Source organism: Modestobacter sp. URMC 112 (assembly GCF_053502575.1).
In genome coordinates this window covers 263,195-279,565 of sequence record NZ_CP199957.1, presented here as the reverse complement: position 1 = coordinate 279,565, position 16,371 = coordinate 263,195, and the positions used below count along the sequence as shown (strand labels likewise).

The 16,371-nt window shown below is 75.4% G+C and carries 11 protein-coding genes; 6 read left to right on the top strand and 5 right to left on the bottom strand.

All coding sequences use genetic code 11. The annotated features are described in order from the left end of the window. Nucleotides 1–8 precede the first annotated feature (8 nt). Together ACWIX6_RS01250 and ACWIX6_RS01245 are read left to right on the top strand one after the other, a co-directional pair. Entirely contained in the window at nt 9–1,430 is a 1,422-nt protein-coding gene (locus ACWIX6_RS01250; RefSeq protein ID WP_448615028.1) for an amidase, read from the top strand. A gap of 10 nt (nt 1,431–1,440) precedes the next feature. Continuing rightward, nucleotides 1,441–3,138 (top strand): glycoside hydrolase family 13 protein, encoded by a 1,698-nt coding sequence (locus ACWIX6_RS01245; RefSeq protein WP_448615027.1) that lies wholly within the window; start codon nt 1,441–1,443, stop codon nt 3,136–3,138. A gap of 10 nt (nt 3,139–3,148) precedes the next feature. Here the strand turns inward: ACWIX6_RS01245 and ACWIX6_RS01240 are convergent, their stop codons facing one another. From ACWIX6_RS01240 to ACWIX6_RS01225, 4 genes are all read right to left on the bottom strand, one after another. Then, nucleotides 3,149–4,381 carry an IS110 family transposase gene (locus ACWIX6_RS01240; protein WP_448612925.1) on the bottom strand — a complete coding sequence of 411 codons (1,233 nt, stop codon included), beginning with the start codon at nt 4,379–4,381 and terminating at the stop codon, nt 3,149–3,151. Nucleotides 4,382–4,630: 249 nt separating this feature from the next. Then, nucleotides 4,631–5,083 carry a PGPGW domain-containing protein gene (locus tag ACWIX6_RS01235; RefSeq protein ID WP_448615026.1) on the bottom strand — a complete coding sequence of 151 codons (453 nt, stop codon included), beginning with the start codon at nt 5,081–5,083 and terminating at the stop codon, nt 4,631–4,633. A 43-nt stretch (nt 5,084–5,126) separates the two neighbouring features. Further along, the gene (locus ACWIX6_RS01230; protein ID WP_448615025.1) at nt 5,127–10,142 is read right to left on the bottom strand and encodes an NAD-glutamate dehydrogenase; all 5,016 of its coding nucleotides are present in this window, start codon (nt 10,140–10,142) and stop codon (nt 5,127–5,129) included. Nucleotides 10,143–10,165: 23 nt separating this feature from the next. Then, nucleotides 10,166–10,555: a phage holin family protein gene (locus tag ACWIX6_RS01225; RefSeq protein ID WP_448615024.1), complete on the bottom strand. Its 390-nt coding sequence runs from the start codon at nt 10,553–10,555 to the stop codon at nt 10,166–10,168. A 120-nt stretch (nt 10,556–10,675) separates the two neighbouring features. On the opposite strand from ACWIX6_RS01225, the gene ACWIX6_RS01220 reads away from it, so the two are divergent. From ACWIX6_RS01220 to ACWIX6_RS01205, 4 genes are all read left to right on the top strand, one after another. Then, the gene (locus ACWIX6_RS01220) at nt 10,676–11,362 is read left to right on the top strand and encodes a TVP38/TMEM64 family protein (RefSeq protein WP_448615023.1); all 687 of its coding nucleotides are present in this window, start codon (nt 10,676–10,678) and stop codon (nt 11,360–11,362) included. Between the two features lie 179 nt (nt 11,363–11,541). Continuing rightward, complete coding sequence (locus ACWIX6_RS01215) at nt 11,542–12,726, top strand: ATP-binding protein (protein WP_448615022.1); 1,185 nt, start codon at nt 11,542–11,544, stop codon at nt 12,724–12,726. An 81-nt stretch (nt 12,727–12,807) separates the two neighbouring features. Then, entirely contained in the window at nt 12,808–13,557 is a 750-nt protein-coding gene (locus ACWIX6_RS01210; protein WP_448615021.1) for a ZIP family metal transporter, read from the top strand. An 11-nt stretch (nt 13,558–13,568) separates the two neighbouring features. Further along, the gene (locus ACWIX6_RS01205; protein WP_448615020.1) at nt 13,569–14,504 is read left to right on the top strand and encodes an alpha/beta fold hydrolase; all 936 of its coding nucleotides are present in this window, start codon (nt 13,569–13,571) and stop codon (nt 14,502–14,504) included. 24 nt (nt 14,505–14,528) lie between these two features. On the opposite strand, the gene ACWIX6_RS01200 is transcribed toward ACWIX6_RS01205, so the two are convergent. Beyond that, complete coding sequence (locus ACWIX6_RS01200; protein ID WP_448615019.1) at nt 14,529–16,289, bottom strand: SpoIIE family protein phosphatase; 1,761 nt, start codon at nt 16,287–16,289, stop codon at nt 14,529–14,531. Between the last annotated feature and the right edge of the window lie 82 nt (nt 16,290–16,371).

Sequence of the window (16,371 nt, the reverse complement as noted above, 5' to 3'; positions counted from 1 at the left end):
TCGCCGGGGTGAGCAGCGCCGAGGACCTCTGCACCCGCCCGGCCACCGAGCTGGCCGCGATGGTCCGGGCCCGGGAGGTGTCCGCGCGCGAGCTGCTGGACGCTCACCTGGAGCGGATCGAGCGGCTGGACCCGGAGATCAACGCCATCGTCACGCTGGACGCCGCGGGCGCCCGCGTCGCGGCAGACGTGGCCGACGCGGCGCTCGCCGCCGGCGAGCCGGTCGGCCCGCTGCACGGCCTGCCGGTGGCGCACAAGGACACCCACGTCACCGGGGGCATGCGCACGACGTGGGGCTCCCCGCTGCACGCCGACACCGTCCCGGCGCGCGACGAGCTCGTGGTGGCCCGGCTCAAGGCGGCCGGGGCCATCCGGGTGGGCAAGACCAACGTGCCGGAGTTCGCCGCGGGCTCGCACACCTTCAACACCCTGTTCGGCGCCACGCACAACCCCTACCGGCACGGGCTGTCCGTCGGCGGCTCCTCCGGTGGCGCGGCCGCCGCGCTCGCCGCGGGGCTGGTCCCGCTGGCCGAGGGCAGCGACATGGGCGGGTCGCTGCGCAACCCGGCCGCCTTCTGCAACGTGGTGGGGCTGCGGCCGACCCCCGGCCGGGTGCCGACCCATCCGGCCGCGATGGGCTGGTCGCAGCTGTCGGTGCAGGGGCCGATGGGCCGCACCGTCGGGGACGTGGCGCTCACCCTGTCGGCGCTGGCCGGACCGGACCGCCGGGTCCCCATCTCGCTGTCCGACGACCCGGCCGGCTTCGCCGCTCCGCTGCCCACCGAGCTGACCGGGCTGCGCGTGGCCTGGGCCCCCGACCTGGGTGGCCGGGTGGCCGTGGACCCGGCGATCACCTCGGTGCTGGCCGGATCCGTGGGCGTCCTCGAGTCCCTCGGGGCGGTCGTCGAGGAGGACTGCCCCGACCTGAGCGACGCCGACGAGGTCTTCGGCACGCTGCGGGCCTGGCTGTTCGAGGCGACGTTCGGCGAGATCGCCCGGCGCTCGCCGGACCGGCTCAAGGAGTCCATCCGCTGGAACACCGAGCTGGGCGCGAAGCTCGCCGGGCCCGACCTGGCCCGCGCCGAGCAGCTGCACACCAGGCTGTACGAACGGGTGGTCGGGTTCTTCGACCGGTTCGACGTCCTGCTCGCCCCGACGACGCAGGTGCTGCCCTTCCCGGTCGAGCTCGAGTACCCGACCGAGATCGCCGGCGTCCCCCAGGACGACTACCTGTCCTGGATGCGCTCCTGCACGCTGATCTCGGCCACCGGCTGCCCGGCGCTCTCGGTGCCCGGCGGGTTCACCCCGGACGGGCTGCCGGTGGGTCTGCAGGTGATCGCGGCGCCGCGGGCCGACCGCCGGGTGCTCGAGGTCGGCCACGCCTTCGAGCAGGCGACCGGCTTCGGCCGCCGCCGTCCCCCGCTGGGCTGAGGTGGCCGCCGTGACCCCGTGGTGGACCGGCGCGGTCGTCTACCAGGTCTACCCCCGCTCGTTCTCCGACTCCGACGGCGACGGGATCGGCGACCTGGGCGGGATCCGGCAGCGGCTGGACCACCTGGTCGACCTGGGCGTCGACGTGGTGTGGCTGTCCCCCGTCTACGTCTCGCCGCAGGCCGACAACGGCTACGACATCAGCGACTACCACGACATCGACCCGGTCTTCGGCACGCTGGCGGAGTTCGACGCGCTGCTCGCCGAGCTGCACGACCGCGGGATCAAGCTGGTCATGGACCTGGTGGTCAACCACACCAGCGACCAGCACCCGTGGTTCGCCGAGAGCCGGTCGTCCCGGACGTCACCCAAGCGCGACTGGTACTGGTGGCGACCCCCGCGCGCCGGGATGGCGGCCGGTGAGCCCGGCGCCGAGCCGACCAACTGGCACTCGTTCTTCTCCGGCCCCACCTGGGAGCTGGACGCCGCCTCGGGCGAGTACTACCTGCACCTGTTCGACCGCACCCAGCCCGACCTGAACTGGGAGAACCCCGAGGTCCGGCAGGCGGTGTACGCGATGATGCGCTGGTGGCTCGACCGCGGGGTCGACGGCTTCCGGATGGACGTCATCAACATGATCTCCAAGGACGTCGGCCCGGACGGCGAGCTGTCCGACGGCCCGCCGCTGCCCGGCAGCCCCTACGGCGACGGGTCGGCGTCCTACCTGTGCGGGCCGCGGGTCCACGAGTACCTGCAGGAGATGCACCGCGAGGTCTTCGCCGGGCGGCCCGACCGGCTGCTCACCGTGGGCGAGATGCCCGGGGTCACCGTCGAGCAGGCCCGGCTGTTCACCGACCCGGCCCGCGGCGAGGTGGACATGGTGTTCCAGTTCGAGCACGTCGGGCTGGACTTCGACGGCGACAAGTGGCACTCCCGGCCACTGCGGCTGCGTGACCTGAAGGCCTCGTTCGGGCGGTGGCAGGCCGGGCTCGCCGACGTGGGCTGGAACTCCCTCTACTGGGACAACCACGACCAGCCGCGCGCGGTCTCCCGCTTCGGCGACGACAGCCCCGCGCACCGCCGCGACTCGGCGACCTGCCTGGCCACGCTGCTGCACCTGCACCGCGGCACGCCGTACGTCTACCAGGGAGAGGAACTCGGCATGGCCAACGCCCCGTTCGCCTCGCTGGCCGACCTGCGCGACGTCGAGTCCCTCAACCACCACGCCCAAGCCGTGGCGGCCGGCGCGGACCCCGAGCAGCTGCTCGCGGCGATCCGCCCGGTGAGCCGGGACAACGCCCGCACCCCGGTGCAGTGGGACGCCGGCGAGCACGCCGGGTTCACCACCGGGACGCCGTGGATGGCGGTGAACCCCGATCACGTGGACTGGAACGCCGCGGCGCAGCGGGAGGACCCCACGTCGGTGCTGGCGCACCACCGGGCGCTGATCGCGCTGCGGCACGCGTCCCGCACCGTCCAGCTCGGCGACTTCACCATGCTGCTGCCCGAGCACGAGGAGGTGTACGCCTTCACCCGCTCGCTGGACGGCGAGACCCTGCTGGTGGTCTGCAACGTCGGCGCCACCCCGCACGACCTGGACGAGCTGCTGCCCGGCGCCCGGGACGCCGAGCTCGTGCTCGGCAACCTCCCCGACCCCGACCCGCGTCGGCTCGCGGCGTGGGACGCCCGGGTGCTGCGGCTCCCCTGAGAGCCCTGTGTCAACCCTGGGCGGCCAGGAGCTGTTGTAGGCCGCCGTGGCGGGCTGGGTCGTAGGCGGTGTTGTCGGTCCAGCAGCGCCAGATGATTCGGCACCAGGCTCTGGCGAGGATGCGAACGGCGTGCGGATGGCGGGCGCCGCGGTCGCGGGCTCGCTGGTAAATGTCAGCCGCCCAGGGGCTGGCCTGGCGGCTGTCGGCGGCGAAGTCGATCAGTGCTTCGCGCAGCTTCTTGTCGCAGGAGTGCCGGAAGGCGACGTGGTGGCGTTTGCCGCTGGCCCGGGTGGAGGGCGCGACTCCGGCGCCGGCGGCCAGCGCGGTGTCGTCGGGGAAGCGGGCGCGGCAGTCGCCGATCTCGGCCAGCAGCAGCGCGGCGCGGTTGGTTCCGGCCCGGGGCAGGCTGGTGAAGACGGCGGCGTCGTGGTGCAGCGCGAGGGTCTCGGCGATGGCCTCGTCCAGGGCGTCGATGCGCACCCGTAGCTCGGTCAGCGTCGCGACGAGCTGTTCGGTGACGGTGGCGCAGGCGGCGCCGGCGGGACCGGTCAACCCGGTCGGGGCGGCGCGCAGATGCGCGATCAGTTGCTCGGGCGTCTGGCGGCCGCAGTAGCCCACGGCGGCCAGCCAGGCGGCCAGCCGCTTCTCCGAGAGCCAGGCAGCCCGCTCGGCCGAGGGGAACCGGGTGAGGAAGGTCAGGCTGATCGGCGAGTCGATCTCGGCGAACATTCCCACCGCTCCGGGAAAGGCGGCCAGCAGGTTGGCCCGCAGCTGGTTGCCCAGCGCGATCCGGTGCTTGACCAGGTCCTTGCGGGCCCGCACCAGCGCCCGCAGGCCGATGGTCGCCGAACTGTCCGGGGTGAGCGAGGCCAGCCGGTGCCCGTCACTGCGCAGCACGTCGGCCAGCACGAACGCGTCGAACCGGTCGTCCTTGTTGCCCGCGGTGCCGTAGCGCAGCCGCAGCGCCCGCACCTGCCGGCTGGAGACCACCACCACCTCCAGACCACCGGCCAGCAGCGCGTCGACCACTGGTCCGTCGCCGCGCTCGATCGCCACCCGCGCCACCGCAGCCCGGTGCAGACGGCGCACCATCGCCTGCAGCCCGGCGGCCAGGTGCTCCGCCTCGAACCGCTCGATCACCGCCCCGGCCGCATCCACGATGCAGACCGCATGGCGCTCCCAGGACCAGTCCACCCCGCCGAAGCGGGCTTCCCGGTCCGCTGAGACGTCCTTACCGTTCATGTTGCTGCCTCCGCTGTTGCACCAGTGGGGTCAGCACCCGCGGTCCGGGACGTGCAGCCGGTCGCTCACTGATCGGCGCTCGAGGCGCGCAGCCCTGTCGCCAGTCGGCACGCCCCGGGCCGCCGGGCCCGCGACATCTCAGGCAGGCCCTCGAAGAGCTCCGTCAGCCTGGCGATGCACCGGCGGCACCGGGATGCGACGGCAGGCTGTCACCAACCGAGCCGCACGACCAGGGTCGACCAGTGAGGGTCAGTCGTTCCCGGGAGCGGCGACGCGGTAGGCGCCGCCGCCCTCCGGAGCGCCGGCCGGCCGCTCCGCGCGGGCGGCCTCGATCTTCTCCTGCCGCCGGGCGAAGACGATCGTGCCGATCAGGACCAGGCCGGACACGATCAGGACGATCGCGCTGAGGGTGTTCACGAACGGGAGGTCGATCCCGGCCAGCGCCAGCGCGCCCAGGCCGATCAGGACCAGGGCCGCGATCGCGGCGCCGGCGGCCCGCAGCGGGCTCTTGCCGACCTCCTCGATGCCCTGCTCGGCCTTGTCCATCGCGTAGTCCAGGGGCTTCTTCGCCCAGGAGAAGCGGGTGGCCAGCACGGCCAGGCCGGCGGCGATCAGGACGAAGCCCGGGCCGGGCAGCACCAGGAGCCCGATGCCGGCGAGGGTCAGGATGCCACCGAGCACGGCGATCACGACGGTCTTCACCGTCCGGTTGTGCCCAACACGGGCTCGCCGCACACACGACCCGTCATCGGCGGCGCAGCCCCCGCAGCGTCCGGACCGCGACCAGCAGCTCGGCCAGCTCGTGCCGGTCGCCGGCGGCCAGCTCGGCCAGCTGGGCCGCCGCGCGCCGCTGGGCGGTGTCCCAGCCCTCTGCCCACTGGGCCACCAGGTCGCCGGCCGGCTCGTCGTCCCGGGACCGCAGCGCGAGCACGTCGGCGGTGAGGGCGGCGTGCTCGGCAGCGAGGTCGTCGCGCAGCGAGGCGCGGGCCATGGAGGGCCAGCGCCGGTCCCGCGGCAGCGCGATCACCAGCTCGCGCAGCGGCACCAGCCCCAGCCGCTCGGCCAGCCCCTGGGACACCTGGCCGGCCAGCGCGATCGGGGCGCCGGTGATCTCGGCGACCACGGCCAGGTCCAGCGCCACGGCCTGCAGCGGGGCGGCGGCCGCCTCGGCGGCCAGGTCGTCGGGCACCCCGGCGGCCCGGAGCTCCGCGACCCGCTCGGCGTAGCCGGCCGCGTCGGCGCCCAGCAGCCAGCCGGGCAGGCCGGCGCGCACCACGGCCACCGGGCCGGCGAACCGGTCCGTCACGGCGGCGATCGACCCGGCCGGCTCGGCGGAGAGCTCCGGCACCCGCAGCAGCCAGCGGGCGGCCCGCTCGGCCAGCCGGGTGGCCTCGGCGCGCAGCTGCACCTGGACGACGGCCGGCACCCGGTTGTCCAGCTGCCGGGGCGCGTCCCACATCCGGTCCAGGCCGAACACCGCCCGGGCCACCGCGTGCGCGCGCACCACGGCGACCAGCGGTGCGCCGCTCTCCTCGGACAGCCGGAACAGCCCGGTGACGCCGGCGGTGTTGACCGCCCGGTTGGCGAGCCCGGTGGCCACGATCTCCCGGCGCAGCGGGTGGTCGGCCACCGCGGAGCCGAACCGCTCGCGCAGCGGCCGCGGGAAGTACCCGGTGAGCAGGTCGGCGAGCGCGGGGTCGTCGGGCAGCGAGGACTGCAGGACGGCGTCGTTCACCTCGATCTTCGCGTAGGCCAGCAGCACCGACAGCTCCGGCGAGGTGAGCGCCTGGGAGTCCCGGCGGCGCTGGGCGAGCGCCCGGTCGTCGGGCAGCGCCTCCACCGCCCGGTCCAGCCGGCCGCGGCGCTCCAGCGCCCGCAGGTAGCGCTGGTGGGCCTCCAGCAGGCCGCGGGCCGCCGTCACGTCGGCGGCCAGCACGGCGTTCTGCGCGTAGTTGTCGGAGAGCACGGCGGCGGCGACCTCGTCGGTCATCTCCCCCAGCAGCCGGGCCCGCCCCTCGCGGTCCAGCCGGCCCTCGTCGACCGCCCGGTTCAGCGCGATCTTGATGTTCACCTCGTGGTCGGAGGTGTCCACGCCGGCGGAGTTGTCGATGGCGTCGGTGTTCACCCGGCCGCCGGCCAGCGCGAACTCCACCCGGCCGCGCTGGGTCAGGCCCAGGTTGCCGCCCTCGCCGACCACCTTGACCCGCAGCTCGCCGCCGTCCACCCGGACCGCGTCGTTGGCCTTGTCCCCCACGTCCAGCGCGCTCTCCGTCGCGGCCTTGACGTAGGTGCCGATCCCGCCGTTGAACAGCAGGTCGACCGGCGCCAGCAGGACGGCGCGGACCAGCTCCGCGGGGCTGAGCGCGTCTACGTCGGCCGGCAGGCCCAGCGCGGCGCGCATCGGCTCGGACACCGGCACCGACTTCGCCGTCCGCGGCCACACGCCGCCGCCGGCACTGATCAGCGTGCTGTCGTAGTCCGCCCAGGACGACCGCGGCAGCTCGAACAGCCGCCGCCGCTCGGCGTAGGAGGCGGCCGCGTCCGGGGCGGGGTCGACGAAGACGTGCCGGTGGTCGAAGGCGGCGACCAGCCGCAGGTGCTCGGACAGCAGCATGCCGTTGCCGAAGACGTCGCCGGACATGTCACCGATGCCGACGACGGTGACCTCCTGGCTCTGCACGTCCACCCCGAGCTCGCGGAAGTGCCGGGTCACCGACTCCCAGGCACCGCGGGCGGTGATCCCCATGGCCTTGTGGTCGTAGCCGACCGACCCGCCGGAGGCGAAGGCGTCGCCCAGCCAGAAGCCGCGCTCCAGGGCGACGGAGTTGGCCAGGTCGGAGAAGGTCGCCGTCCCCTTGTCCGCGGCCACGACCAGGTAGGGATCGTCGGCGTCGTGCCGCACCACCCGGTCCGGCGGCACGACGGTGCCGTCGGCGAGGTTGTCGGTCAGCGAGAGCAGCGCGCCGATGAACAGCTTGTAGCAGGCCTGCCCCTCGGCCAGCACCTGGTCGCGGGGAGCCCCGTCCGGCTGCGGGGTGAGGACGACGAAGCCGCCCTTGGCCCCGGTCGGCACGATGACGGTGTTCTTCACCGTCTGCGCCTTCACCAGTCCGAGCACCTCGGTGCGCAGGTCCTCCCGGCGGTCGCTCCAGCGCAGCCCGCCGCGGGCGACCGCGCCGAACCGCAGGTGCACGCCCATCACCCTCGGGGAGCTGACCCACACCTCCCGCGCCGGGCGGGGCTCGGGCAGGTCGGGGACGGCGTGCGGGTCGAGCTTGAGCGCGAGCGGGGTGCCGTCGACGAACACCCCGGGGGTGTACGCCGTCGTCCGCAGGGTGGCCTGCACCGCCGCCAGCAGCGAGGACAGCACCCGGTCGGCGTCGAGCGAGTCCACCGACCCGATCGCCCGGGTCAGGGAGTCGACCAGCTCGGCCTCCCGCTGCTGCCGGCCGGTGCTCCGGTCGGGGTGGAAGCGGGTCTCGAAGAGCGCGATCAGCCGGGCCACCACGTCCGGGTGCGCGGCCAGCGTCTCCTGCACGTAGCCCTCGCCGAAGGGCAGCCCGCCCTGGCGCAGCCACTGCACGTAGGCCCGCAGCACCGCGACCTGCCGCCAGTTCAGCCCGGCCAGCAGGACCAGCGCGTTGAGCCCGTCGTCCTCGGCCCGCCGGGTCCACACCGCGGCGATCGCGTCGGTGAAGCGCTCGGCCAGGCTGCCGGCGAACGGGACCTCGCGCGCCGGGGCGGCCAGGCCGAAGTCGTACACCCAGGCGAGTGGGGCGCCGATCCGGTCGATCTCGTAGGGGCGCTCGTCGAGCACGTCCACGCCCATGTGCTGCAGCACCGGCAGCACGTCGGACAGCAGCAGCCGCTCCCCCACCCGGTACACCGTCAGCCGCCGCTCGCCCTCGGGGGCGTCGCGCGGCGCCCACAGCCGCAGGTCGATCGCGCCGGGCGGCAGCGACTCCAGCCGGGCCAGGTCGTCGACGGCGACCTCGGCCGGGAAGTCCTCCTGGTAGGCCGCCGGGAAGGCGTCCGCCGTGCGGGCCAGCAGCCGCGGCGCGTCCCCGCCGTACCGGGCGGCCAGCGCGTCGGCCAGGTCGTCGGTCCAGCTGCGGGCGGCGTCGGCCAGCGCCGCCTCCAGAGCAGAGACGTCGACCTCGGGCAGCGTCGGGCGCTTCCGCCGGCCGACCGGCACCCGGACGACGAAGTGCAGCCGGCTCAGCACCGACTCGGTGGACCGCACGGTGTACTCCACGCTGGTGCCGCCCAGCCGCTCCAGCAGCAGCTGCTGCATCGCCAGCCGGACCTCGGTCGTGTACCGGTCCCGGGGCAGGTAGACCAGGCACGAGAAGAACCGGCCGAAGGGGTCCCGGCGCAGGAACAGCCGGGTCTGCCGGCGCTCGCGCAGGTGCAGCACGGCCAGCGCGACCGGCAGCAGCTCGTCCACGTCGACCTGCAGCAGCTCGTCGCGGGGGTAGGTCTCCAGGACGTCGAGCAGCTCCTTGCCCGAGTGGCTGTCGGCCGGCACCCCGGAGCGCCGCAGCACCTCGGCCGCGGTACGGCGCACCAGCGGCACGTCCCGGACGCTGCTGGAGTAGGCCTCGGTCGGGAACAGCCCGACCAGCAGGTGCTGGCGGCCGCGGCTGCCCGGCTGGTCGCTGGGCAGGTCGACGACGACCAGGTCGAGCCAGGCCGGGCGCTGCACCGTGGAGCGGGCGTCGCCCTTGGTCACCAGCACCCGGCGGCTGCCCACGGCGCCGGGCGCGGCCAGGGCGTTCGGGGCCACCGAGGTGGCCCGCTGCGGCGAGCTCCGCAGCACACCCAGCTCGGAGCCCTCCACCACCGACGTCGCCGGGTCGGACGCGGTCCCGACCAGCTCGACGGTCCGGGCACCGAGGAAGTGGAAGTTGCCCTCGGTGAGCCACCGCAGCAGCGCCGCGGCCTCGGCCGGGTCGTCCGCGGCGTGCCACTCCGCGGTGTCCGGCCGGGCGTCGTCGGGGAGCCTGTCCAGGGCGTCGGCGACCTCCCGGGCCCGGGCGGTGAGCGCGGCGGCGTCCTCGTGGCTGCGCCGGACGTCGCCCAGCACGGTGCCCAGCCCGGCCACCAGGTCCTCGGCGGCCTCGTCGTCCACATCGCCGGTGAGGACGACGGCCATCCACGACTCGGTCAGCGCGTCGGCTCCGCAGCTGGCGGCGTCCGCGCTGTCGCAGAAGGCCACCAGCCTGCCGGTGGCGTCCCGACGGACCACCACGACCGGGTGGACGACGTGCTCCAGGGCCACGCCCTGGCGGACGACCTCTGCGGTCACCGAGTCCACCAGGAAGGGCATGTCGTCGTTGACCACCCGCAGCACGGCACCGCCCTCCCGGCGGCGGTGCACGTCGATGGTCGCCCGGCCCGGCGGACGGGTGGCGGCCAGCCGCAGGTGTCCCACGGCGAGGGCGGCGAGCGCGGCCGGGTCGCGGCCGACGACCTCGGCGGCCGGCTCGCCGCCGTAGTAGCGGTGCAGCAGCGCGGAGAGGTCGTCGGGACCCATCGCGGCCGGCAGCTCGCCGCCGGCGGGCAGGTGCTGCTGCGCGACGGCAGCAGCCCGGTCCAGCAGCTGGCGCTTCTCGGCCTGCGCGGCCTCCAGCGCGACCAGGTCGGCGGGGACCTCGAGGAGCCGGTCGAGGTGGGCTCCGGCCCCGTCCGGCAGGGTCCCGGCCCCGTCCGGCAGAGGGTCGGCCGCGTCCGGGGAGGTGTCAGGTACGGATCGGGCCATGCTCGCTCACGCTAGTGACTCCCTCATCGGCCGCGCACCCGGAGCGGCAGCAGCAGTTCGGCGATCCAGCCGAAGAGGGCGATGAGGAAGCCGCCGACCACGGCCGCCCCCACGCCGTCCACCTCCAGCCGCTCCGACAGCGCCGCGGTGAGGCCCAGCAGCGCGGCGTTGACCACCAGCAGGAACAGCCCCAGCGTCACCACCACGAACGGCATGGACAGCAGCCGCAGCACCGGGCCGACCACCGAGTTGACCACCGCGAAGAGCAGCGCGATCCAGAGGTAGGCGCCGGAGACCCCGAGCGTCGCGTCGGCGTTGCCCAGCACCCGGATGCCGCTGTACAGCTGGGTCACCGCGTAGAAGATGACGGCCAGGACGACGACCCGGAGCGCGAACCGCGCGATGGTGCCCACGCCCGGACGGTAGTGCCGGACCGCCCCGGTCGACGCCCCTCGAGCCGTCTAGGGTCGTCTCGCGTCGCAGCTAGACAGGGCCAGACGCCGGTCGACGCCGGCCGTGCGCACACTGGCCGGGTGGACGACAGCCCGCCCGGGACGGGACGCCGCCTGCCGGGCCGGGTCCTGCGCAGGGGGCTGCTGTTCGTCGCGCTGGTCGGCGCGGGCTGCGTGCTGGCCCTGGTGGTCGACGTCCCCGACGTGGGCACGCTGCGCGACCGGCTGGCCGAGGGCGGACCGGCGGCCTGGGGCGTCCTGCTGGCCGGCCTCGCCCTGGCCACCCTGGCCCCGGTCCCGCGCACCGCGCTCTCCGTGCTGGCCGGCGTCCTCGCCGGCTTCTGGGCCGGACTGGGCCTGGCCCTGGCCAGCGGCGTGCTGGGCGCGCTGGCCGGGTTCGCGCTGGCCCGCTGCCTCGGCCGGGAGACCGTCGAGCGGCTCGCCGGCCCGCGGCTGGTCCGGGCGGACGGCTGGCTGGCCGGCCGCGGCTTCCTGGCCGTGCTCACCGGGCGGCTGCTCCCGCTCGTGCCGTTCACCGTGGTCAGCTACGCCGGCGGCCTGTCCGGCATCCGGCTGCGCGACTACCTCGCCGGCTCCGCGGTCGGACTGGTGCCCGGCACGGTGCTGCACGTGGCGGTGGGCGCCAGTGTCGGCGCCGCGGGCGAGGACGACGGGCCCGGCCTGCTGCTGAGCCTGCTGCCGCTGGCACTGGCCGGGGCCGCGCTGCTGGCGGTGCGGACCTGGCGGCGACGTCCGGCTGGGTCCTGATCGTTCGAACACCTGTTCGACGGACGTGCTACGGTGGTCGAGGACACAAGAGCACTAGGTGCATCTGCGGCCGTCTAGCGTGCAGCGTAGAGAAGGCGAGAGAGCGGTCGAGAGTTGCTCCATGCCCTGATCTACGTCTGTCTATGCCCTGCGCTAGACGACCGAATACCCTGCACGACATGGACCCGGTGAGGAACCCGTACGCCCCGGGCGCGGGGCAGCGTCCGCCCGAACTGGCCGGGCGGGACGTCGAGCTGTCCGCCTTCGACGTGGTCCTCGAGCGCATCGCCCGCGGTCGGCCGGAGCGGTCCCTGGCGCTCACCGGGCTCCGCGGCGTCGGCAAGACCGTGTTGCTCAACCAGCTGCGGTCGGCGGCCATCTCCCGCGGGTGGGGCACCGGCAAGATCGAGGCCCGCCCCGACCAGTCGCTGCGCCGTCCGCTGTCCGCGGCCCTGCACATGGCACTGCGGGAACTGCGCCATCCCGACCAGGAGTCCACCGACGCCGTCCTCGGCGTGCTGCGGGCCTTCGCCCAGCGCCAGCCCACCGACGCCAAGGTGCGCGACCGGTGGCAGCCCGGCATCGACGTGCCGGCCAGCAGCGGGCGGGCCGACTCCGGCGACATGGAGATCGACCTGGTGGAGCTGCTCAGCGACGTGGCGGGCATCGCCGCGGACGTCGGCAAGGGCGTCGCGCTGTTCATCGACGAGATGCAGGACGTGCAGCCCGACGAGGTCTCGGCCATCTGCGCGGCCTGCCACGAGCTCTCCCAGCAGGGGGCGCCGCTGATCGTGGTCGGCGCGGGTCTCCCCCACCTGCCGGCCGTGCTGAGCGCGTCGAAGAGCTACTCGGAGCGGCTCTTCCGGTACCTGCGGATCGACCGGCTGGACCGCGCCGCCGCCGACCGGGCCCTGCTCGCCCCGGCGGAGCGGGAGGACGTCGAGTTCGAGGCGGCCGCCCTGGACGCCCTGTACGCGGCCGCGGACGGCTACCCCTACTTCGTGCAGGCCTACGGCAAGGTCACCTGGGACGTCGCCGCCTCCTCCCCCATCACCGCCGCCGACGTGGCGATGGCCGCCCCGGCGGCGGAGGCCGAGCTCGCGGTGGGCTTCTTCGGCTCGCGGTACGACCGGGCCACCCCCGCCGAGCGGGAGTACATGCACGCGATGGCCGACCTGGGCGGCCCGGCGGGTGCGGCGGTCGGGACGGCCGACGTGGCGCTCACGCTCGGGCGGAAGCCCGCCTCGCTCTCCCCGGCCCGGGACTCGCTGATCAAGAAGGGCCTGGTGTACTCCGCCGAGCGCGGGCAGATCGCCTTCACGGTGCCGCACTTCGGCCGGTACCTGCTCAGTCACGCCGACTAGGGGACCTCGCCGCCCCCTGCAGCGAGTCCGGTCGCCGGGCCGCGGGGACTGATCGCACGTCCCCCGGGTAGCCACCTCGTCGTGCCGACGTGGCTGGAGGCCGGACTCTGGGGGCTCCTCGGCGGTGCGGCGCTGGTCATCGGAGCGGCGGTCGCCTGGTTCCTGCGGGTCCCGCAGGTCGTCGTCGCCTCGGTGATGGCCTTCGGCTCCGGGGTGTTGATCTCCGCGGTCGCCTTCGACCTGATGGCCGAAGCGGCCGACACGGGCGGCCTGCTGCCCACGGCCGCGGGCTTCCTCGGCGGCGCCACCGTCTACCTGGCGGCCAGCGGCCTGCTGGCCCGGCACGGCGCGCGGCACCGCAAGCGCTCGGGGGACCAGCAGCCCTCGGAGGACGAGGCGGCCGGGAGCGGAGCCGCCATCGCGATCGGTGCGCTGCTCGACGGCATCCCGGAGTCCGTCGTCCTGGGGCTCGGGCTGCTCGGCGGCGGCGCCGTCAGCGCACCGGTGCTGGCCGCGGTGTTCGTCTCCAACGTGCCCGAGGGCCTGTCCAGCGCCGCGGGCATGAAGCGGAGCGGCCGGTCGGCCCGCTACGTGTTCGGCGTGTGGGGCGGGATCGCGCTGGCCAGCGGCCTGTCCGCGATGGCGGGCACGCTGGCCCTGGGCGGGGCGTCGGCCGGGGTCGTGGCGGTGATCACCGCGGTCGCGGCCGGCGCCATCCTGACCATGATCGCCGACACGATGATCCCCGAGGCGTTCGAACGCACCCGCACCTGGACCGGGCTGATCACCTCGCTGGGGTTCCTGGTCGCCTTCGCCGTCCACCGAGCCTGAGGAGAGAGCACATGGAGCCCACCGACGACACCCGCGTGCCCGAGGAGATCACCGTCCCGGTGGCCGGCGGTGACCTCGCCGCGCTGTACTGGGCGGCCGACGCGCCGGGCGCCCCGCTGGCCGTGCTGCTGCACGGGATCACCGCCAACGCGCTGGCCTGGGGGCCGGTCGCGGGCGCCCTGGCCGGCGAGTTCGAGGTCGTCGCCCCCGACCTGCGCGGCCGCGCGCACAGCGCCTCGCTGCCCGGTCCCTACGGCCTGTCCGCCCATGCCGCGGACCTGACCGCCCTGCTCGACCGGTTCGGGGCGGACGGCGGCGAGGGCGCCGTCGCCACCGTGCTGGTCGGGCACTCGATGGGCGGCTTCGTGGCGGCGCTGGCCGCCGCCGGGCAGGCCCGCGACCGGGTGCACGGGCTGGTCCTCGTCGACGGTGGCCTGGCCTTCCCCGTCCCGCCGGCCGCCGACATCGACGCCGTCCTGGCCGCGGTGCTCGGGCCGGCGCTGGCCCGGCTGGAGCTCACGTTCCCCGACCTGGCCGCCCTGCGCGCGTTCTGGGCCGACCACCCCGCGGTCGGCCCCTGGGTGGACGACCCCGCCGTCGCCGCGTACCTCGCGCGGGACCTGACCGGCACGCCGCCCGAGCTGCGCAGCGCCGTCGTCCGGGAGGCGGTGCGGGTCGACGGCGCCGACGTGCTGGACAACGAGCTGGTCCTGGAGGCGACCGCCGACCCGCCGGTGCCGACCACCCTGCTCTGGGCGTCCCGCGGCATGCTCGGGCAGGCGCCCGGGCTGTACGACGAGCAGCGGCTGGCCGGCCTCGGCGTCCCCGGCGCCGGGATCACCGCCCGCGAGGTGCCCGGGACCGACCACTACTCCGTGCTGTGGGCCGAGCAGGGGGTGGCCGCCGTCGTGGAGGCCGTGCGGAGCGCCGCCCAGCGGACCGGCTGAGCCGGCGCCGCGGCCGCGGGCCGGTCAGACGGCGGGCTGCAGGGCCGGCACCCGCGTGGGGCCGGCCTCCAGCGGGCGGAGCGCGTCCTCCGGGTGGGCGCGGACGGCGAGCACCGCGACGTCGTCCTCGGCACCGTCGGCCAGCAGCCCGGCGAGGAGCCCGTCGCACAGCACCTCCAGCGACTCGTGCGCCAGCGAGGCCGCCAGGGTGCGCAGCCGCTCCCGGCCGGTGTCCAGGTCCGAGCCCCGCCGCTCGAACAGACCGTCGGTGAACAGCAGCAGGGTGCTGCCGGCCGGCATGTCCGCGACGCCGTCGACCCGCGGTCCGCGCCAGCCGACGCCGATCGGCGGACCGACCGGTGAGTCCAGGTCGTGCACCGACCCGTCGGCCAGCAGCAGCACCGGCATGGGGTGCCCGGCGGCGGACCACCGCAGCCGGCGCATGCCGGCTGCCCGGAGCTCCGGCGACTGCTCCACCCGGGCGACCAGCGCGGTGGCCAGGGTCTGCGCGCCCAGCCCGACGGCGGCCAGGTCCACCCGGCGCAGGACGTCGGCCGGCTGGTCCTGCCGGTCGTAGGCGATCGCCCGGACCAGCGTCTTCAGCTGGCCCATCGCCGCGGCCGCCTCCAGGTCGTGGCCCATCACGTCCCCGATGACCAGCACGGTGGCGCCGTCGGGCTGCAGGAAGGCGTCGTACCAGTCCCCGCCAATGGAGATGCCCCGGGTCGCCGGGCGGTAGCGCACCGCCAGCTCCAGGTGGTCGGGCTGGACCGGGTCGGACAGCAAGCTCCGCTGCAGCCGGTCCGCGACCTGCCCCTGGGCGCTGGCCAGCCGGGCGTTGTCCAGCGCGAGCGCCGCGCGCTTGGCCGCCACCCCCGCCGTGCGCAGCTCGGCGTCGGTGAACGGGCCCCGAGCGGCGCCGTTGGCGAGGGTCATCGCGCCGAACAGCTCCCCCCGGGCCGTCAGCGGGAAGGTGGCCACGGCGCGGACCCCGAGCGCCCGCACCACCTCCCGCCCCTCCGGGTCGGCGATCATCGCCTCCAGGTGGGCCTCGGTGAGGTCCTGGATGACCACCGGCGTGCCCTGCCGCAGGGACGTGGGCACCGGGGCCTCGGCGCGGTTGGTGCCGGCCCGGAGGTCGGCGTACCGGTGCAGCAGGGGCTCCATCGTGGGGTCCCGGTGTGCCCGACCGACGTCCCGCCGCCTCCCGTCCTCCAGCACGGTCACCAGGCAGAGGTCACCGAGCGCGGGCACCACCCGCTCCGCGAAGCGCTGGACCGCCTCCTCGGGGTCGACGGTGGTGCCCATCGCCTGGCTGATGTCGCCGAGCAGCATCAGGTGCCGCCCGGCCAGCTCCGCCTCGCCGGCGGCGACGGCCGCGCGGGCCGCCGCGGCCTCGCGCTCGGCGACCGCCTGCTCCCGCGCGTGCTCGACCGCCCGCCGGGCCGTGACGTCGTCGTAGGTGACCACCAGGCCGGCATCGGTGCGGAACACGTCCACGCCGAACCACCGGCCCAGCGGCTCGAACCACGCCTCGAAGCCGGCCGGCACCCCGGTCGCGGCGACCTCCCGGTACTGCCGCTCGAACTCGGTGCCGACGGCCTCGGGGAACTCCTCCCACACCACCCGGCCGACCAGCGCGTCGACCGTCCGGCCCAGGACCGCCGCGCCCGCCGGGTTCACGTAGCGGAACCGCCAGGCGTCGTCCAGGAGGAACAGCGGGCGCGTCATGCCCTCGACCGCGTGCACCAGCATCGCGGCCGGATCCGTTCCGCCGGGGGTCATGCGGCCATGCTCCCCCATGACCCGCCCGCCCGCGGGCAGGCAGCGCCGGGCCGGGCCGGGCCGGGTCCGCCCGGTGGTGCGG

Coding starts and splice junctions, on each gene's coding strand:
- ACWIX6_RS01200 (WP_448615019.1), bottom strand. CDS start 16,289: ATGACCCCCGGCGGAACGGATCCGGCCGCGATGCTGGTGCACGCGGTC.
- ACWIX6_RS01240 (WP_448612925.1), bottom strand. CDS start 4,381: ATGAACGGTAAGGACGTCTCAGCGGACCGGGAAGCCCGCTTCGGCGGG.
- ACWIX6_RS01205 (WP_448615020.1), top strand. CDS start 13,569: ATGGAGCCCACCGACGACACCCGCGTGCCCGAGGAGATCACCGTCCCG.
- ACWIX6_RS01215 (WP_448615022.1), top strand. CDS start 11,542: ATGGACCCGGTGAGGAACCCGTACGCCCCGGGCGCGGGGCAGCGTCCG.
- ACWIX6_RS01230 (WP_448615025.1), bottom strand. CDS start 10,142: ATGGCCCGATCCGTACCTGACACCTCCCCGGACGCGGCCGACCCTCTG.